This window comes from Phaeodactylibacter sp., from assembly GCF_022763345.1.
In the GTDB taxonomy this organism is placed as follows: domain Bacteria; phylum Bacteroidota; class Bacteroidia; order Chitinophagales; family Saprospiraceae; genus Phaeodactylibacter.
Genome location: NZ_JALEGS010000093.1, coordinates 24,791 through 44,611 on the forward strand (window position 1 = coordinate 24,791; position 19,821 = coordinate 44,611).

General features: G+C 51.3%; 11 protein-coding genes. 4 read left to right on the top strand and 7 right to left on the bottom strand.

The window, feature by feature from the left end; all coding sequences use genetic code 11:
- Positions 1–181: 181 nt before the first annotated feature.
- The 4 genes from MRY86_RS23420 to MRY86_RS23435 all read left to right on the top strand — a co-directional run bounded on the left by MRY86_RS23420 (position 182) and on the right by MRY86_RS23435 (position 13,465).
- Positions 182–7,255, top strand: a complete 7,074-nt coding sequence (locus MRY86_RS23420) for a PKD domain-containing protein (RefSeq protein ID WP_293563415.1) — start codon at positions 182–184, stop codon at positions 7,253–7,255.
- Positions 7,256–7,651: 396 nt separating this feature from the next.
- Complete coding sequence (locus tag MRY86_RS23425; protein WP_293563416.1) at positions 7,652–9,880, top strand: T9SS type A sorting domain-containing protein; 2,229 nt, start codon at positions 7,652–7,654, stop codon at positions 9,878–9,880.
- Positions 9,881–10,182: 302 nt separating this feature from the next.
- Complete coding sequence (locus MRY86_RS23430; RefSeq protein WP_293563417.1) at positions 10,183–12,543, top strand: TonB-dependent receptor; 2,361 nt, start codon at positions 10,183–10,185, stop codon at positions 12,541–12,543.
- Positions 12,544–12,547: 4 nt separating this feature from the next.
- Complete coding sequence (locus tag MRY86_RS23435; RefSeq protein ID WP_293563418.1) at positions 12,548–13,465, top strand: DUF4249 domain-containing protein; 918 nt, start codon at positions 12,548–12,550, stop codon at positions 13,463–13,465.
- Here the strand turns inward: MRY86_RS23435 and MRY86_RS23440 are convergent.
- From MRY86_RS23440 to MRY86_RS23470, 7 genes are all read right to left on the bottom strand, one after another.
- Positions 13,462–14,286 carry a hypothetical protein gene (locus tag MRY86_RS23440; RefSeq protein ID WP_293563419.1) on the bottom strand — a complete coding sequence of 275 codons (825 nt, stop codon included), beginning with the start codon at positions 14,284–14,286 and terminating at the stop codon, positions 13,462–13,464. The genes MRY86_RS23435 and MRY86_RS23440 overlap by 4 nt on opposite strands.
- 81 nt (positions 14,287–14,367) lie before the next feature.
- Entirely contained in the window at positions 14,368–15,279 is a 912-nt protein-coding gene (locus MRY86_RS23445; protein ID WP_293563420.1) for a lytic transglycosylase domain-containing protein, read from the bottom strand.
- Between the two features lie 83 nt (positions 15,280–15,362).
- Complete coding sequence (locus MRY86_RS23450; RefSeq protein ID WP_293563421.1) at positions 15,363–15,890, bottom strand: DUF2480 family protein; 528 nt, start codon at positions 15,888–15,890, stop codon at positions 15,363–15,365.
- A 2-nt stretch (positions 15,891–15,892) separates the two neighbouring features.
- Positions 15,893–16,498: an SMC-Scp complex subunit ScpB gene (gene scpB, locus MRY86_RS23455; protein WP_293563422.1), complete on the bottom strand. Its 606-nt coding sequence runs from the start codon at positions 16,496–16,498 to the stop codon at positions 15,893–15,895.
- Between the two features lie 39 nt (positions 16,499–16,537).
- The gene (locus MRY86_RS23460; RefSeq protein WP_293563423.1) at positions 16,538–17,434 is read right to left on the bottom strand and encodes a hypothetical protein; all 897 of its coding nucleotides are present in this window, start codon (positions 17,432–17,434) and stop codon (positions 16,538–16,540) included.
- 630 nt (positions 17,435–18,064) lie between these two features.
- Complete coding sequence (locus MRY86_RS23465; RefSeq protein WP_293563424.1) at positions 18,065–19,234, bottom strand: hypothetical protein; 1,170 nt, start codon at positions 19,232–19,234, stop codon at positions 18,065–18,067.
- Between the two features lie 10 nt (positions 19,235–19,244).
- Positions 19,245–19,787 carry a hypothetical protein gene (locus MRY86_RS23470; RefSeq protein ID WP_293563425.1) on the bottom strand — a complete coding sequence of 181 codons (543 nt, stop codon included), beginning with the start codon at positions 19,785–19,787 and terminating at the stop codon, positions 19,245–19,247.
- Positions 19,788–19,821: the final 34 nt, after the last annotated feature.

A 19,821-nucleotide genomic window follows, 5' to 3' on the forward strand; every position in this document is an offset into this window, starting at 1 on the left:
TTTGTCGCTAGTTCGATTTCCAAACGCCATACCCCACAACCACTAGATCGACACTTTTTCGCTTCAAGACTTGTCTTGGGGCTCATTCCTATTGGCGAATAACCTTCGCACAATCATGTTCGCCTTTAATCCAAAATCCGGATATCCTAACCAAACCCAGTTTGCAAAAACAAAAGGAATAATGCAAAAACATCTACTGATTCTTCTGTTTCTTTCGCTTGCGGCACAAGTCTCCTACGGACAAACTCCCTTCGTCTTGGAGTCATTGAATGATTTGACTTCTGAAACCCTTGATGAGCAGTTTTCAGCATACCACCTAACTAAAGCTCCGGTACAGGCCCTGCACCAAACCCTTCAGCGTGCCGGAAGCCAGGAAGTGCCCTTGTCCCTTCAGCTGGGCGATCTGCAGCCGGTTGAGCTGCAATTGGCCGCTCACGACCTGCGTACACCAGATTATCAGCTGGTCCTTGGCGACTCGGAGGGCAGGCGTGTATTGCCTAAATCTGTCAACAAAACTTACCAGGGCTATGCAGCGGGATCCGCAACCAATCAGGTTCGCCTGACTGTTGATGACGATTTTCTTTACGGTTTTATTGAGAACCGTGCGAAAACCTACTTCATTGAACCCGCCTGGTACCTGGACTCCTCACTCCCGGAAGCAACCTATGTCTGGTATGAAGCAGAGGCCGTAAAGGCCCCGGAAATGCCGCATACCTGTGGGACGGACCACGACCACCACTTCAAACCTGGCCCCGCCCCGAACCTTAGCCGTCAGGTGATGCAGTGCTATTCCGTAGGCATGGGGCTGGCTGCCGATTTTCAGCTTTTCAATGCTTTAGGGTCAGAAACGGCAGTGGAGAACTTTATGTTGGGCGTCCTCAATAATGTAGGGACTAACTACGATGATGAATTTTCCAATCAGATCGAGTTTGTGGTCAATGGTACTTTTATCTCGACTTGCTCCGGATGCGACCCCTGGACCGGTTCAAATAATGCTTCCTCTGTTCTCAATAGTTTCACCAATTGGGCTAACAGCGGGGGCTTTGGCTTCAACCATAGCCTGGCTACCCTCTGGACCGACCGTAACTTCAACGGCTCAACGATCGGTATAGCCTGGGTAGGTGGCCTTTGTACTTCAGACCGCTACAACGTCTGTGAGCGCTTCACCTCAAATGCTGCGCTGCTGCGGGTCCTGCAGGCGCATGAAATCGGGCACAACTTCAATTCCTTTCACGATGGCAGTGGCTCCAATACCATTATGGCGCCTTCTGTTAATTCCAGCAACAACTGGTCAACAACTTCCACTAATGTCATCAGTAACTATATCAATGCGCAGGCAGGGATACCCGGCTGCTTTGGCCCCTGTGGCTCGCCTATCGCACCACCGGTAGCCGAAATTGGTACTCCAATAGAGGAAGCCTGCCCAGGCAGCTACATTCAGTTTCTGGATGAATCACAAAATAATCCGACCTCTTGGTCATGGTCCTTTACAGGCGGCGTGCCTAATGCTTCCAATCAGCAGCACCCTGTTGTTTTTTACCCCAATCCCGGAATTTACACCGCCACGCTCACCGCTACGAACAGCGCAGGTTCTTCCTTTGCGGTATCCAACACCATTATCGTGCAGGAAGGCAGTACTAAATACCTTTTCTACGATGCTATGGAGGGCAACCTAAACAACTGGACGGTTGAAAATCCGGATAACAGTACAACCTGGACAATCACTAACGTAGGGGGGGCAGTAACCGGGCAGCAGGCCGCCTACATGAATAATTACAACTACGATGCCGAGGGGCAGAAAGATGCGCTGATTACTCCAATACTCAACTTCTCTCAGGAAGCAGGAATGCGCCTGAAAATTGATTATGCTTATCAGCGATACAGCCTCGCGCTGAGAGACGAGTTGCGTATCCTGGTTTCTACCAACGGGGGCAATACCTACCCTGATGAGATATTCTTCGGTGAAGAAGATGGCAGTGGCAATTTTGCAACCACTCCGGATGGGACGGATTTATTCACCCCGAGTGTGCCGGCTGACTGGTGCTACGCTGGCAACTTCGGAGCGGATTGCCTCAATATTGATTTGTCTGCCTACGCCGGCGAGCCGGAAGTCCGGATCAAAATAGAAAACACCAACGGTTTCGGTAACAACCTTTACATTGATAATGTACAGATTACCTCCAACTGTTTTGTGTTGCAGCCGCCCGTTGCTGCTTTCGCTGCCGATGTGGAATCGGGTTGTGCCCCGCTGACCGTTCAGTACACAGACTTTAGCCTGGGGGATGTGGAGGTATGGGAGTGGTCCTTTCCTGGTGGTGTGCCTTCCACGTCCAACGCACAGAACCCCACGGTGGAATACCCTGTACCGGGCGAATATCCGGTTACATTAACGGTTTCCAATGCCGCAGGCAGCAATACGACGGCCCTTAATACCGACATTGAAGTACTGGGGCTTCCTGAGCCGTTTTTTCTGTACGATATTGATAGCTTTACGGTGTCCTTTGGCAACCTGACTGACAACTACAACGGCGTCAAATGGGAGTTTGGGGATGGCAATGAAACCGAAGTGGATTCTCCCACGCATACCTACGAAGAGCCGGGGACTTATACGGTCAGCCTGTCCGCCCAGAATGAATGTGGTATGGCTGAGTATACTGAAGAAATTACAATAGTGCCGCCTCCCACTGCCGAATTTCAAAGTGAGTCCCTATCGGGTTGCGCACCCGTTCTCATGCAATTTATCAATACCAGCTCCTTTGGAGAGACCTTCCAGTGGACTTTCGAAAATGGCAATCCATCTACATCAACCGACCCGGACCCCATCTGCAGTTTTGCCACTTCCGGGACTTATGAAGTGACCTTAATCGCCTCCAATGGCATCGGTACGGACACGCTTACGCAAATGATTACAGTCTCAGGGGCGCCTCAGAGTAGCTTTTTCGCAGATTATACGCCGGGAACCTATACGGTTTCCTTCCAGAACACCTCACTGGATGCCTTTTCCTTTGAGTGGGATTTTGGAGATGGCTCCCCGGTCAATACGGACTTTTATCCCACACACACCTACGATACCACCGGGATTTATACCGTCACCCTGATCGCAACTAACGAATGTGGCAGTGATACCGCTACTCAGGAAGTGATGATTGTCCTGCCGCCTGTAGCGGCGTTCTCCGTTCCGCAGGATACTGCCTGCGTGCCTTACACGGTGCAGCCGGTGAACAATGCTGAAGGTGTGGTGGAAAGCTGGCTTTGGATTGCTAATGGCGCAAACCCAGATACCGCAACGGTGCCCAATCCTTCCTTTACTTTTGATGCGCCAGGCACCTATGATATTGTGCTGCAGGTCTCTAATGCTGCCGGTAGCAGCCTCGACACCGCTACTGTCGTAATCGGAGGGCCGCCCACCAGTGCGTTTGCATTAATGGACACCCTGGGCTCCCCGCAAATCTCCACGGTCAACAACAGCGTAAATGCAGTCACCTACTTCTGGTCATTCGGGGACGGAAGTACTTCCAGTGAAACAGCGCCCGCGCATACCTATGCAGGGGACGGTAACTATACCGTCACGCTCATTACTGAAAATGCCTGTGGAGCCGACACACTGGAACAAACGGTATCTATTGCAACCCCGCCAGTGGCAGGGATCGCTAATACCGATACCTCAGGATGCTCGGTCTTTGTGTTAACGCCTGAATATACGGGCGCTTCAAACTATGATACCATCAGCTGGTCTGCTCCCGGCAGTGCAGAACTTACTGCGGATACCGTAGCGCCCACCTTTACCTACGAGACAGCCGGGGTGTATGACCTGCTGGTGACGGTGAGCAATGCAGCAGGCAGCAGCACAGATACCCTATCCGTAACTGTTATTAATGCTCCGGTTGCCGATTTTGAACTGGCTTACACCACAGGCGTTGACAGTATTGTCCTGACGAGCCTGAGCACAGGAGCAGACTCCCTGCAATGGGACTTTGGCGATGGCGAAACGAGCACTGTTTCCAACCCCACCCACCAATATGCCGAAGACGGCACCTATACCGTTCAGCTGGTCGTTTGGAATGCCTGTGGTACGGATACCCTTGAGCAGATGGTTGACATTCTCACCCCACCGGCAGCCGGCTTTTCGCTGGATGCTAATTCAGGATGTGCGCCCTTTACTGTACAAATTTCGCCCACTAACCCAGAGGCGGATTACAGCTATGTCTATACTGCAAATGGAGCTCAGCCCTCTGTCGCTTCGGTGCCCGATCCTACTTTTACCTACGGCAGCCCGGGCACCTATCAAATCATTCAAAAAGTCACGAATGCAGCGGGCAGCAGTACAGACACCCTTCAGGTGGTCGTGGGCGCTTTGCCCGATGCAGCTTTCGAAGCCACTGTAGCACTCGGCAGCCTTAGCCTTGGCTTAATCAATGAAAGCGAAGATGCGGACGGCTTTACCTGGCATTTTGGCGATGGCAACAGCAGTACCGAGCCCGAGCCCAGCCACACGTACGCCACCGATGGAGCATACACCATCCTGCTGATTGCCAATAGTGCCTGTGGGACTGACACCGCTCAGCAAACGGTCATTGTGGTAACTGCTCCTAAAGCTGGGTTTGAGGCGAATGCTGCAAGTGGCTGTGCGCCCTTTACCGTAAGCCTGAGTAATACGGCAAGCACCAATGCTGCTGATTTTAGCTATTCTGCGCCCGGGGCCACGCCTGAGCAGTCCACGGACACAGAACCCTCCTTTACTTACAATAGCCCCGGCACTTACGAGATTATTCAAACCGTAAGCAACGCCGCAGGCAGCAATAGTGATACCCTGCAGGTGACGGTGGGCGGTACACCAATCGCAGACTTTGAAGCCAGTACCACACCTGGTAGCTTTGAACTAAATATTTCGGATAACAGCTCAGACGCCTCTGCCTATCAATGGAGCTTTGGCGATGGCAATGAAAGCACCGTATCAAATCCGGCCCATGCCTATGTGGAAGATGGTGTTTACACGGTACAGCTGATTGTAAGCAACGAATGTGGTAGTGACACAGCCACTCAGGAAGTGGAAGTCGTGACGGTTCCGACTGCTGGCTTTACGACGGAGCAGACGGAAGGGTGCGCGCCATTTACGCTCACGCTAAACAACACTGCCTCTGCAAACGCCACAGACTTCACGTACACCGCTACCGGAGCTGTGCCACCAGTTTCGTCGAATCCCAACCCGACTTTCACCTTCCCTGCGGCGGGTCAATATACCATTATACAATCGGCGAGCAATGCTGCCGGAAGCAGTACGGATACCTTGACTATATCAGTAGGTGATGTCCCTGATGCTGGTTTTGAAGGCACACTCACGCCGGGCAGTACCTTGCTTGAGCTGACCAATAGTAGTCTCGGGGCGACGGACTTCGCCTGGGGCTTTGGTGATGGCAATACGAGCACAGCATCAGCGCCTTCCCATGTTTACACGGCAGATGGCACTTATCAGGTCAATCTGATTGCTTCCAATGCCTGCGGGGCAGATACAGTGGCGCAGTCCTTTACCGTGATTACCCCACCGGTTGCTGCAATTGATCTCGAAATGAGCAGTGGGTGTTTACCTTTTACCGTAAGTCCGGTTAGTGTAGCTTCGGCCAATGCTGAGGAACTGCTTTGGACGGCACCGGGTGCAGCACCGGAAACCGCAACTGGGGCGATGCCTGCCTTCACCTATACTGAAGCAGGCACCTATACCATTTACCTGGAAGCCAGCAACGCCGCTGGTATTAGTATAGATTCCACAATCATTGAGGTACTGGGACTGCCAAATCCGGCATTTTCAGCAGAGGTGAATGGCTTTACCGTCCATTTGGCGAATGCCTCCACCTCCGCCCAGAGTTTCACCTGGTCATTTGGAGATGGGAATAGCAGCGAAGGATCAGACCCTTCCTATACGTACGCGTCTCCCGGCGACTACGATATTACCCTGACCGCGGCCAATGAATGCGGGCAGGCAGATACCACGCTGTCTGTAAGCATTGTACTGCCACCACCCACTGCAGGCTTTGAAGTGGAAGGTACGAGTGGATGTGCACCGTTTGAAGTGACCTTTGCGAGCACCTCGCAATTTGGCGAAAGCTTTGAGTGGATTTTACCAGGGGGTACTCCGGCAACGGCTACTACCGCCAACCCCGTAGTGGTGTATGAAACGCCTGGTGTTTACAGTGCCACGCTAATCGTAAACAATACTTCCGGGTCGGATACGATTGAGCTTCCTGATCTGATTACAGTAGGCGCAGGCCCGCAGGCCGGCTTCGACTTTAGTGTGGATCAGGCTACGGTAAGCTTTGTGAATACAGCCGTCAATGCAGATGCTTTCCTTTGGATGTTTGGCGACGGAAGTACAAGCACCGATGTGAACCCGGTACACGACTACGGCATGGCGGGCGTATTTGAAGTGACACTAATCGCTGAAAATGTATGCGGCACGGATACCCTGCAGCAAACCCTTGAAATCGAAGGGCAGGCACCGGACGCTATGATCAGCTTCGGCAATACCGCAGGGGCCTGCGCACCACTGACGCTTGAGCTGCTCGCTTCCAGTTCGGAAGGCGCACCTGCTGACAGCTGGCAGTGGTTGTTGCCCGGCGGCACCCCGGAGACGGACACCGGAGATGCAGTTTCCGTAACCTACGATGAGGCAGGTACCTACAGTATCACCTTGATTGGAGTCAATGCCTTTGGCGCAGATACGCTCACCCTCACCGATACGATCCAGTTGGACGAGGCACCGGTGGCAGGTTTTAGCTACGAAACGGAAGAAGGGGACGTGACATTTACCAATACTTCCACCGGCACGAACTTGTTCTTCCAGTGGGATTTTGGTGATGGCAATACAAGTACGGCTGCCGACCCCACTCACAGTTACGCTGAGACCGGGCAGTATAACGTAACACTGACCGTTGGGAACAGCTGTGATACCCTCACAGTGAGCCAGGTATTGAATATCATGGTCTCCTCAACCGGCGACTGGACCGACCTCTCCGCTTTCGAAGTCTTTCCGAACCCCAACCGTGGCCTGTTTACGGTAGAAGTTATGGCGGCACCGGATGAAGCCATCCAATGTCAGCTCTACAACCTGATGGGGCAGCAGCTCAAAGCTTACGAGGCTGATTTCCGTTCGGGCTACTGGCAGCAAAATATTGATGGAACGGCACTGCCCGCAGGTGTTTACCTGCTTGAGCTGCGCATTGGGCAGCACCGGGCTTACCGCAGGGTGGTGGTAGAATAGCCTGTTTGCACGGACAAGTTCTTCGGAAAAGCTGTTCCTGTACGCCGGGAGCAGCTTTTTTTTATAGCCCATTTTTGAAAAAAAATCCTGTGTATTTTGTCATGCAGCTTCCTGCCCATTTGTTCTGGGGCTAAAGAGTAGCCCTCTGGAATAAATGATTTTTGTAAAATAGTTTGCAAAAATTAAGTTCGTTTTTATATTTGCCTTTAAGAAAGCGCAAATCGTACCTATTCATTCCTATCACTGATTTTACCGACTGAGCACTAAGTGGCGCGCAGCCATGCTGCGGGTTATATTATATTCCCCCCATCTAACGAAGACATTTCGATGCTATCATCTGAAGTTGAGTGTGACTTTAAGATGCGCTCGTTTATTTTTAAACAAACCTATGTAACAATGAAGCATGTTTACTTTTTTAGGAAGGTCTCTCTTTGGGGCCTTGTATTAATATTCATTGCTGGCTTTGGGCACTTTAGCCTGCAGGCACAATGTAACTATCTAGGCAATCAATATTTAAGTTCGCCTGCCCCGACCAGCCCGGGAGTGCAAACAGAGCTGACCACCTGCCTTTTTGCAGGGGAATACCGTGAGGTGACTAATTTGATTGCGGGTAATACTTACCGCTTTGAGACCTGCGGTGATACGGACTTCGATTCTCAAATTACTATCTTTCCTTCTGGCGGCGGTGCTGCTCTTGCCTTTAATGATGACTTTTGCGGGGTTCAGTCCTCTGTAGATTTTACCCCTGCTGTGACAGGGGATTATGATGTGCAGATTAATGAATTCGACTGTACTACCAATACGCTCTGTATGACGCTTAAAGTTACGCTGTTGGGCGCTCCCTGCACTGAAAATGAAGTCGTCATAAATATGTTTGACGCTTTTGGCGATGGCTGGAACGGCAACAACCTGACTATCCTGAATGAAAACAATAGTGTGGTAGGGACTGCCACTATAAGTGATGGCAGTTCGGGCGCTAAGTCCTTCTGTCTGCCGGATGGATGTTATACTGTCGATGTAGGAGGGGGCAGCTTTGCCAGCGAAGTGAGCTGGGATATTACTGTCAATGGGAGCCCTGCGCTCTCCGGCGGCGCGCCAGAGTCTGGTTTGGAGTTGGCTGTTAATTCTACATGCGGTACCCCGCCAGTCTCATGCAATGACAATGCATTGGAACTTGATCTTAGCTTTGATACCTTTTCCAGCGAAACTTCCTGGGAAATAACAGACGCAAACGGGTTTGAGGTAGCTGCCGGTGGTAATTACTCAGGGTTAGGGAATACGAGCCTTACAGAAGATATTTGCCTGCCCGATGGTTGTTATGAGCTTACTGTCTTCGATTCATTTGATGATGGCATGTGCTGTAGCTTTGGAGCTGGTGGCTATTCCCTTCAGGATGCGGAGAATAATATATTGGCCTCAGGTGGGGAATTCGGAAGTTCAGAAACTACTGAATTCTGCCTGGGCATAGAACCCTGCGATATTGCCATCAACAGTTCCAGCTCCAGCCCGGAGACCTGCCCGGGCGATAATGACGGTGCCATTAGTGTGAGTGCGAGCTGTACGAGCTGTGAAGGTTTAGCGTACTCTATAGGGGGGGCATTCCAAGGCAGCAATACCTTCAGTGGGCTGTCGGCTGGTACCTATACCGTGACTGTACGCGACCCGAATAATCCGAGTTGTTCTGCAAGTACCACTATTTCAGTAGGGAATGGAACAGGAGGTACGGTTCTGCCACCCTGGTCTGCCTCGGACATAGGCTCTCCTGCGGGCAATGCTTTTGCACAGAACCCTTGCAACGGGTCCGGCTTATTTACGGTCACGAATGGTGGCAGTAACGGGTACAGCAATGCTGCAGACAATACCGCCATGATCCATCAAACGATTTGTGGAAACGGCTCTATTACCGTCAAGATCGAATCTGTTTCCGGTAGCGGTTTCGGTGGGGTAGTCCTTCGCGAAAGCACAGCTCCCGGTGCGAAGCAGGCAATGATCCTGACGAACCTGAACAGCCTAGTGCCATGGGTGACCCGTAACGCAAATAATGCACCCAACAATTTTACACCGCACTGGCGGGCGTACACTTTCTGGTTGAAGCTGGAGCGCATAGGAAACTACATCCGGGGCTATGCCAGTACGACCGGTAACAGCTTCTCGCTGGTTGCACAGACCTACTTGCCCATGGACGCCTGTGTGGAGATAGGAATGATCACTGCAAATACAGGCGGCGGCCAGACGACTGCGACCTTCAGCAATGTAACCGTTGAGGGTGGTGCGCCGCTGTTGGCTGCGGATGAAACGGCAATCGCTGCAGAAACGGACCGTGAAAAATCTGCAGCATCTGCTGGAGTACGCGGCTTTGACCAACCGGCTGCCACCGAGGCTGCCCGCTTGTTCCCGAACCCGGCATCTGACCGCATTACGATTGATCTGCCTGCTACGCAACCAATGGATGCGACCCTTGTCCTGCGCAATCAACTGGGACAGGTGCTCCAATCACGTCAAGTAGAAGCGGGGCTATTCCGAACCGATTGGGATGTAAGCCAGCTCTCCGGAGGGGTTTACTATATGGAAGTCCGGTACGAAGGGCAGCAGCCTCAGGTACTGCGCTTCGTGAAGACACATTAACTGATATTTTGTAGTTTGGTAAAGAAGCCCTCTGATCGCTTAACACGGTCAGGGGGCTTTTTATTGGTGGCTGCCAACCCTTCCTGCAAAAGAGTCGTCATTCACCGTGTTAAGGTTTTCTGAATGCAGCAGCGAATGGGCGATTGTTACGTTCTGAAATCATACTATACTGACGATTAAGTGGTTTGCCACAGCAAACCTACTCAATGTCAGTATTTACGCTGGGAAGTGGCTTGCTCCGATGTCGCAAACCACTTCGTATTGCGTATAAAACCAAAATAACACCACACACCCGACTAAAAATGAAGCAACTCCAACTCTTGCTTGGGCTCCTGGCTTTGCCGTTGCTGGGCCTCGCTCAAAAGCATACCATTAGTGGCTACCTTAGGGATGCCACCTCTGGTGAACCGCTTATCAGCGCCAATATTTATGACCGGTATTCGGATCAGGGCACCGTCACGAATGTGTACGGTTTCTATAGTCTGACGCTGCCTGCGGATTCTGTTCACATCAATTTTTCTTATATCGGATACGAATCGGCTGAGCACACCTTTCTGCTTCAACAGGATACCACTTTAAATATTGACCTGGACGGTGCTGTACAGCTGGAAGAGGTCGTGGTAAGGGCCTCTCGTCAGGGCGAACGCATCGAAGAGCGCAGTCAAATGAGCCAAATGACCGTGCCGGTAGAGCAAATCAAAATGGCCCCGGTGCTCCTCGGCGAAACCGATGTGCTCAAAACGCTGCAATTGCTGCCTGGCGTGCAGTCGGGTGGGGAAGGGCAGACCGGGCTCTACGTCCGCGGCGGCAGCCCCGACCAAAATCTGGTTATGCTCGATGGGGTGCCCATTTACAACACCTCTCATCTGTTGGGCATCTTCTCTGTTTTCAATGCCGATGCGGTCAAGAATGTCACCCTGACCAAAGGCGGCTTCCCGGCGCGCTACGGTGGGCGCCTGTCTTCTATTCTGGAAATCAATATGAAGGAAGGCAACCTGCAGGAATGGCACGGGGAGGGCGCCGTTGGCATGATCAGTTCCCGGTTGACCCTGGAGGGCCCAATCAAAAAAGACAAAACATCCATCCTGGTCTCCGGCCGGCGGACGTACGCCGATTTGCTGTTTCGGCCTATTGTGGCTTTGGCCAATCAGCAGTCTGAGGAGGACGTCAAAATCAAGCTGCACTTCTATGACTTTAACGCCAAATTGCAACACAAATTCAATGATAAGCACCGCCTGTATCTCAGTGCTTACCTGGGGGCAGATGTGTTCTTTACAGATGTGACAGATGACGAAGACAGCTTCGGTGGCGGTATCGACTGGGGCAACAGTATTTCTGCCTTGCGCTGGAACTGGCAGATCAGCAACAAGCTCTTTGCCAATACCACGCTGACCTACAGCCGTTTCCAAATTGATGTGATCGCGGAGCAAAGCAGCCGGTATGATGATGGGTCAGAGGAAAGCTTTTCTGCCAACTACTTTTCCGGGATCGAAGACTGGGCGGGCCGCATCGATTTCGATTACCTGCCGGCACCGGGGCATTACATCCGCTTTGGCGGTGGCGTGACCAATCACACTTACCGTCCCGGCGCACTCAACCTGGATGTCGCCTTCGATCAGGAGCGTTTTGATACGCTTATCGGCTCACAGAATGAGTTTTCCGATGAGCTGTTTATCTACGTTGAAGATGATATGCAGCTGGGCAAGCTCAAGGCTAACGTAGGCTTGCACGGCTCCGGCTTCAAGGTGGGCGATCAGTTTTACACTTCGCTGCAGCCGCGTATCGGGCTCAATTACCTGCTGCCAAAGGATGTGGCCCTGAAAGCCTCTTTCGCCACGATGGCACAGTTTATCAACTTGCTGACGAGCGAGTCCTTTAGTTTGCCCACTGACTTATGGGTGCCGAGCACGGAGCGCATCAAGCCACAGGAAAGCTGGCAGGTGGCAGCGGGCGCAGCCAAGACCTTTGGCGATGGGATAGAAGTCAGCCTGGAAGGGTATTACAAAAAAATGCACAACGTTATTTCCTACAAAGAGGGGGCAAGTTTCCTGTTTGGGCTGGAAAACGACTGGCAGGATAAAGTGACGCAGGGCGAAGGCGAAAGCTACGGTGCCGAGCTTTTCGTGCAGAAAAAATTTGGGCGTACCACCGGTTGGCTGGGCTATACGCTGAGCTGGAACTACCGGCAGTTTGACGAAATCAACGGCGGTCGGCGCTACCCCTTCCGCTACGACCGGCGGCATGACCTCTCTTTGGTGGTCAATCACGATTTTAATGAGCGCATCTCCCTGTCCGGAGCATGGGTATATGGGACTGGCAATGCCGTTACAATCAATACTTTTGAATACCCGATCAATTACTTTGGGTCTGATTTTTTCAGTGGGTTTAGTACCATTCAAAGTGGAGGCGAGCGCAATGCCTTTCGCATGACCGACTACCACCGCCTTGACCTTAGCCTGCGGATGACGAAACAGATGAAGCGGCACGTGCGGACCTGGGTATTCGGGGTGTACAATGCCTATTTCCATCGCAATCCTTATTTCATTCTTGCTGACCGGGACCTGGTACAGCAGCCAGACGGTAGCCTTGAGGAGCAGCCGGTTTTCCGCGAAGTGAGTATTCTGCCCATTATTCCATCCATTTCTTACCAGTTCAAATTTTAACACCATGCGCCATATCCTATTTTTCGCAATCGGTCTGTTGACGGCAATGAGCTTTTCCTCCTGCGGAGAAGATGCCTTTACCCAAATCGTAGACATTGAGCTGCCGGAACATGAGCCGCGCCTGGCGGTGCATGCCCTGGCCTTTAGCGAAAGTGATGCCTTTGGTGTTCTGGTCTCCAACAGCCGTAGTGTCCTTACGAAAGAGGAGTTCTCGGTCTTTCCGGACGCCGAAATCCAGTTTTCCGGCCCGAATGTAGATGGTGTAACTTTTTCCTATGCTCCGGACGATGGCCGGCACTATACTGTGCTAAGTCCAGATTGGGCTGCGGGAGATGAAGTATACACCCTTGATATACAGCAAACGGATTACCCTTCAATCAGAGCACAACAACGAATGCCCAGGGCGCCAATTGTTTTGGACGTCATAGTTGATGAAGAGGGGGCGCTCAGCGAGAGCGGAGAGCGGCTGGATGAGATTGTCATTGAAATACAAGATGAGCCCGGTGAACATTACTATGCGCTGCAAGGCGAGGTCGATTACCGGTATGTGGATGAAAACAATGATACCATTTCGGGTTATTATTCCGTCTGGCTGGAATCCAATGACCCCATACTCTCTTATGCCGAAGTAGACCGAAGAGGTGCGCTGATTTGTTCGGATGGCGCTTTCAATGGCAACACCTACCGCTTTGCTACCTATACCTGGGAGGATCTGCCAATCGGGCTTATGTCAGGGAGTAAGTTGCGGATACGGGTTACGAGCTTATCGCGGGATGCCTTCCTGTACTACCGCTCTCTGGACCAATACTGGGAGGCAGATGGCAACCCCTTCGCTGAACCCGTGACGGTCCACAGCAATATTGAGAACGGGTACGGGATTTTCGGGCTGGGGCATACGCGGGTGTTTTCTGTGGACCTTTAGGGTTCTGTGCATTGGAGCCGGGCATAAATGGATGGACTTAAGCCCTGCTCTTTTTCCCAGCTCCCGTCCGCTTTCCTTACAACTGTGAGATACGGAGCATTGCGTTTGGCTTTGAATAGCACAAAGCCTTTGGTATCTATGTCATGTAAAAATTCAAGGGTGACAAAAAAGCTTCCATTTACGTTAACCAGGGACGCGCTAAGGTCAATCACCGTTGATTTATTGGCTGCTGCGTGGGTGAAAATTCGGGACGTTTGGAGCGGTCTTCCTGGTAGGCTATCCACAGCTTCATATAGGTTGACTTCAATCAATACGGAGTCAGGTTCTGACTGTGCCAAGTTAAAGCCTATCTGTTCAATCAGGCAGACCGCTTCATTAGGGATGAGTATTCCCACTTCGCCACCTCTGCTTTTCCCGGTAACATTATATCCATATTGATATAGCTTCCACCGGGCCTTGACGCCAGCTGACTTCTTCCGGTACGATACGGCAGCCTCAGTAATTTCGGCGGTAACGGTTTCGTAAGTTTGAGGTGTTAATGTAATCTGGCAGGGAGATAACTGCGCTACTTCTCCTACTGTACTCGCCAGCGTTTTGTAGCCAATACAGGAAAACAACAGGGTATCATTAGGGCGGAACTTAGCTGGCTCAAAGGTGAATTCCCCTTCACCTCCAGCGATCAATCCGTTTTGGAGAACAGGATTGTAAATGTTGACGTAAGGCACTTCCTGCCCTTTCGTATCAAGGATTTGGCAGACTTTTCTCTGAGCCAGAAGTGTAGATGCTGTCAGAAGGAGTGCGAAGCCAATAAACAATCTCATGTCTTTTAAAGCTTTTGGTCGGCGTGAAAAAGACGGATAAGTAGGGAAATTGGTTACACCAATTATCGTTTTTCACTCCACTTATTTCGGCACCCGGATCTCATACTCCTGGCCGGGGCGTACCGTTAGCCGGGAGTCGAGCAGCCAGGGGTTGTACACCTTGAGCATGCGGTAGGTCGTCCCTTGCTCCAGGGCAAAATCGCCAAGGTTGTTAATGGTTTTGGTTACTTTGACTGCTTCATAATTGTCCAGAGGTGGGTAACCATCTTCGTCCTCCAGGTAAAACCCAAACTCATCCGGGCGGCTGAGGATCTCCTTGATGGCGACCAGGCGGAAAATGTAGCGTGCGGTTTCTGCGTTGAGGTTGAGGTCGTAGTAGGTCTCAGCCCGCTGCGTCTCTATCTCATCTTTGATATTGCCATAGCCTGCGTTGTAGGCCGCGGCAGCCATTGTCCAGGTTCCAAAACTGCGGTGGTATTGCTTAAGGACTTTACAGGCGGCCTCTGTTGCTTTTTCGTAGTGGTAGCGCTCATCCACTTCACCGTTAACCTCAAGGCCATGTTCCCGGGCAGTGGCGCTCATGATTTGCCAAAGCCCGCGGGCACCGGCCGGAGAGACCACATTGCGCAGGCTGCTTTCAGCAACGGCCAGGTATTTGAAGTCTTCCGGAATACCGGCTTCGGCCAGCTTTCGCTCAATCATGGGGAAGAACTTGTACGCATTCTTCAGGTTGAGCAGGGTGCTGCTGTGCCAGTAGGTGTTGACCAGCAATTCCCGGTCGAGGCGTTCGCGCACATCAAAATTATCCATAGGAAGAGGCTCCCCTGCGAAGTCGAATTCCCGGTCCAGGTCTACGGGTTTGACAACCTGTGGGATATCCTTATCGGGCCGGTAGTTGGGCTGGCCTTCGGGCTCATCGGTGGAGGTAAAGATGGCGATGCCCAGAAAGGCAGCTAAAGCAATATTCAGGTACTGCAGGTGACGACTGTTCATGGGTAATACGTTTTCAGCAAAGCAATACAAAAAGATACAGCTTTACTGTTAATTTTTCAAGTGGTGTGATCCCGCCGGTGCAATTACTTATTTCGGGGGCGTTTGAAGATGGGCACGGTAGAGCAGGGCTCCCCAAACATGATGCTTTTGGCAACCGGCCTGAGGCGCTTGGTCAGTTCAAGGTAAGCCTGTGGCGGAATGGCCTTGCCATCGGTGCAGCCTTTGAGTATGACCCGCTGATCCTGGTACTTTCCGAGGTCAAGCGCATGAAGCTTCTGCGTGAAAAAAGTACGGTAGTAATCTTCAGGCCGCCCCTGAAATACATCCTGAGCATATGGCGCGGCATGGGACGCGATAAGCATATAGGCCCACATTGGGATGATGGCATCCGTAGAGCAATAGACGAGGAGCACTTTGCCTTCGTACTGCGCCCAGTCGTGGTCTTTCATGGCTTCCCGGAAATCCTTCTCCCTGAGCAGGAGCTCCTTGAACAGGTAATCTTTAATATCCAGCTCTGCCAGTTCGACATTGGGCCAGAATTCTTCCAGCTTAAGGGTCATTAGCCCGCTGGCGGCTACTTTATTAACGAGTGGTGGATTGCTGTTACTCATAATTATTCCTCTTCTTCCCGGTTGTCACCTTCCGTGACATCCTCTTCAATAGGTGCTTTTTCGCCGATTTCAAAATCTGCTTCTTTAAACTCTTTGGGCTTGGGCAGGTCTTCCAGGCTTTTCAGGCCAAAGTAGTCCATGAATTTGGAACTTGTGCTATAGAGCAATGGCCGGCCCGGGCCTTCATCCCGCCCTGTAATTTCAACAAGCTCCTTTTCCAATAGTTTTTGCACTGAGTAATCACAGCTAACGCCCCGGATTTTTTCCATAGTTGATTTGGTGATGGGCTGCCGGTAGGCGATGATGGAAAGGGTCTCCAGCGCGGCCCGCGAGAGCCGTTTGCGGGTGGTCTGCCGCAGGAAAGTGCCCACTGTGTTGTGGTAGGCGGGTTTGGTCAGAAACTGATAGCCCCCCGCAATTTCTGTTAGCTCAAAGCCGAAGCCTTTCTGTGCGTAGCGCTCCTGCAGGGCTGTAATGCCTTCCATGAGTTCCTCGTCTTTAAAGGTAGCCTCCAGTACCGTCTCCAGACAGTCGCGGATTTCCTTTAGCGTGATCGGCTCATCCGAGGCAAAAATCAGGCTTTCGATATGTGGGATGATTGGGTCCAAACCTTATGTTTTTTGCGAAAATAGGAGAAACCTCGTTATTTACAAGCATTGTTGCTGCCGGGCATTCTGAAAATCGACAGAACGGATGAGCCGCTTGTAGGTCTGCTCGTTGGCGAAGGGATTGTCTGTCGCGGAGGCCGTTTGGGAAATGAAAGCGGCATAGCCCGAAAGCCCCTGCTGCGTGAAGGCAATATCAAGGAGGCATTCGATGAAGGCTTCCGATTGATCGGGGTGCTGCCGGACCTGTTGCTGCCGAGCCAGTTTCCGGTAGTACTGTATCTGGTCTTCAGTAGGGTTGTCGAGCTGAATACTGTTCCAGCCCGGGCGGTCGCCAACGTAGCGGACGGCAAACTGATCGCCCTCTTTCAGGGGCAAGCCGTTGGGCAGGACTATATTAGGCATGGGAGGAAGCGCCTCCCGCCCGCTGTAGGATTGCCCATTCACTATAAAGCTGTACCGAACGGTGGTTTGGTCCTCATGCTGGTAGATGCCTTCCACTTTGGCCTCTGCCATTTTACCATGGTGAAGGATAAGTTCTGCCCGCGCAGCAGGGTCCCCCTGATCCTCTTTTTGGCGGCGGCCTATAATGGTGACTGCTGTGACCGCCAGGGCGAGCAAGGCTACGAAAATCAGCGTCTGTTTCCAGTGTTTTTTTTCGATCAGTCGGCGGGCCTGATTGCGGGGGGTGTCGGCTTCTTTATCCATTTGGAAGCCGTAGAAATACTTTCCGTTTTTGCGCTCTATGTTGACGTGGAAAAGCTCATCGTCGAGAAAAAGCGGGTAGGATCGGGTATCAAATACTTTAAAATCAATAAGAACCACCTTCTGATTGCAATAGACCATCAGGTGTCCTTCCCGCACGCTGTGGAAGAGCCCGACCGTGTACCGTTGACCGGCATCACTGACGTATGTCCAGGTAAATTGGTGTGGTGGCATCGTTCTAAAGATACGACGCTGCCGGGAGAAATGCTACGGCCTGGAGGGAGTTTGGCCGGGGTTTAACATAAAAAGGGCGTAGGAGTTTTGATTTTGCAGGAAGTGCACTGATCAGGGCTTCCTACGCGCTTGTGTATTAAGAGGCATATGTGGTGGAGATCAGGTTGTATACTGGCGATTAAGTGGTCTCCGATAAGGATCGGAGCAGCAAACCTACTCAATGCCTGCTCTTGTTTCGTCGCCTGTGGGCTTCAGCCACCTGAGACTGTACTAATACTAAGGCAGGCGGGTCAGTATTTACGCTGGGAAGTGGCTTGCGCTTGTCTTGATAAGCTACGCTTCGTCACGGGTCTGCCCTGACAAGCTATGCTTCGTCAGTGGCCGATGTCGCAAATCCAAGACCCAGACGATGAATGTCTGAATCAGTGACACGACATTTATCGTTCCCCGTGCTGGCCGTCAGCGCCAGTAGGTGACTACTTCGTATTGCGTATAACTGTTCCTTTGTAAGCGTAGTGCGGGCTCTCATAGGTGGTCTTCTGCCGGCCTACCGCCAAATTTATTGAACGCGAAGTGTTCATTTGGGCTGTTGATCCCGCATTACGCTTGTACAAGACTGAACAATTAATCTTATTTTGTCAGATAGCTGTCTAGTGTCCTTCTATAAGACAAATAAGGCGTGTCACTCTTTCCGATCCTTACCAGCATCTGGATTTTTTGCGGGCTTTTAATATTCAGCAGCGCATCCAGTTCTTTTCTTACCCCGTCCATTTCCTTGTATTCCTGAATGGCCTGATTGTAGGGGTGCAAGAAATACCCATTCTTCGTAGCGGCATGGCTGAAGCGCACGTAATCGCGGCCGGAAAGCACCCAATCTTTGAAATCATTAGTTGCTGTGTGCCAAATCACAATGCCCTTGGTGGTATCTAATCCTTTTTTGATACCCTTCATGGTGTTCTTGATGTTCTTTTCGCTATGCCAGGTATCGTGATCGCCATTTTTGAGGGACTTCTCTGCAATTCGCTCAATCATGCCTTTGTAGCCCATCTGTGGAATGCTGATGCCATCACCCTTTGCTTTACGCTCCTCTTCTGAGAACCGGAACATTTCTCTGGTTTCCTCATTAGTGGCATAGGTCCTGCTTTCTATTTCCATAGCCCGGTAGAAAATATCGAGGTAGGGGGCCATGCCTTTATTAATAAAAGTCAAAGTGGAGTAGCTCTTTCCTGCCTGCTTTACAAGCTTATCATAGTCACGCTGGGATAGCAGGCTTCCCTTGTACTTCATCCGGCTCGTTTGGCGGGCCTCGATGAAGTCCGCCAACGGGTCTTTATCTATACCTGTCTGGTTCAGGGCAACTCTTGCCACAGGCTTTACGCCAAAGTCTGCCTCATTGGCATAGCCTTCCGGGAAGTAGCTGACCTCCGCGCTGTAGCCATAACGAGATGCACCCATCACCATGGTTTCGATGAAACAGCCCGCCCCCATGTGAATTTGACGCGATGGAGGGTCAGTAGCTGGCAGCAACATGTTTTCATCAACATATAGCTCCATTTCCAGGTCATTGATGACTTTGAACTTCCAGGACTGCGTGTTGTGCGCGCTAGGCGCATTGATGCCCAGTGCAATGGCTTTTAGAATGGGTTGGTCAAAGTCACCCGGGTCAGGCCTTTTTCCCGAAGCATTAGTGCTGTATTCTCCCTCAGTAAAAGCTGTCATTGCTGAAGCACCTGTGCTACCTGCTATAAATGCGCCTACGGTGATTATACTGCCGTATCTTAAAAATTCTTTCCTGTTCATGATCCAGTGGTTAAAAGTTATACCCGATAAATAAGTTGCCCTGAATGAAATTGTCCGATTTGCCGCCTCTGGGCCCGATGTCGGCGACGATATTCCCCAGGCCTCCAAACTGTGGAAGAACATAAAACCGGCTGCTACCTATATTAAACTTATAGCCAATGTTGGCTTCCCAAAACATAGCTAAGCCTTCGTAGTCCATACCATCAATCAGGTTGTCGTACCCCCAGTAATAGCCGGTGTTCAAGCCTGCCTCGACGTGTAAGCCTTGCCAAAAATAATGGCGGTAAGCGGTGTAAAACATATACTCGTCAATCTCGTCAACCACATCGTGTTCCACATTGGGCCTTAAATAGGCACCTAAGACCAGGTCTCCCTTTTGGGTGTCGTTCGAGAATACGTTTCTGGTAAGCTGCAGGTTGAAAATCCCAATGTTCGGTATAAAGGGCTGAATAAGCTCAGTCTCTATGCCCCATTTGTAACTTTCTTCTTCTTGCGCTACGCCAACTTGTGCCGCTAAAAGGAAAATCGCAAAAATTACAATTGACTTTTTCATCTGAATATAGTTTAATGATTAGAGTTTATTAAGG

Coding starts and splice junctions, on each gene's coding strand:
- MRY86_RS23470 (WP_293563425.1), bottom strand. CDS start 19,787: ATGAAAAAGTCAATTGTAATTTTTGCGATTTTCCTTTTAGCGGCACAA.
- MRY86_RS23435 (WP_293563418.1), top strand. CDS start 12,548: ATGCGCCATATCCTATTTTTCGCAATCGGTCTGTTGACGGCAATGAGC.
- MRY86_RS23450 (WP_293563421.1), bottom strand. CDS start 15,890: ATGAGTAACAGCAATCCACCACTCGTTAATAAAGTAGCCGCCAGCGGG.
- MRY86_RS23430 (WP_293563417.1), top strand. CDS start 10,183: ATGAAGCAACTCCAACTCTTGCTTGGGCTCCTGGCTTTGCCGTTGCTG.
- MRY86_RS23465 (WP_293563424.1), bottom strand. CDS start 19,234: ATGAACAGGAAAGAATTTTTAAGATACGGCAGTATAATCACCGTAGGC.
- MRY86_RS23425 (WP_293563416.1), top strand. CDS start 7,652: ATGAAGCATGTTTACTTTTTTAGGAAGGTCTCTCTTTGGGGCCTTGTA.
- MRY86_RS23440 (WP_293563419.1), bottom strand. CDS start 14,286: ATGAGATTGTTTATTGGCTTCGCACTCCTTCTGACAGCATCTACACTT.
- MRY86_RS23460 (WP_293563423.1), bottom strand. CDS start 17,434: ATGCCACCACACCAATTTACCTGGACATACGTCAGTGATGCCGGTCAA.
- MRY86_RS23445 (WP_293563420.1), bottom strand. CDS start 15,279: ATGAACAGTCGTCACCTGCAGTACCTGAATATTGCTTTAGCTGCCTTT.
- MRY86_RS23420 (WP_293563415.1), top strand. CDS start 182: ATGCAAAAACATCTACTGATTCTTCTGTTTCTTTCGCTTGCGGCACAA.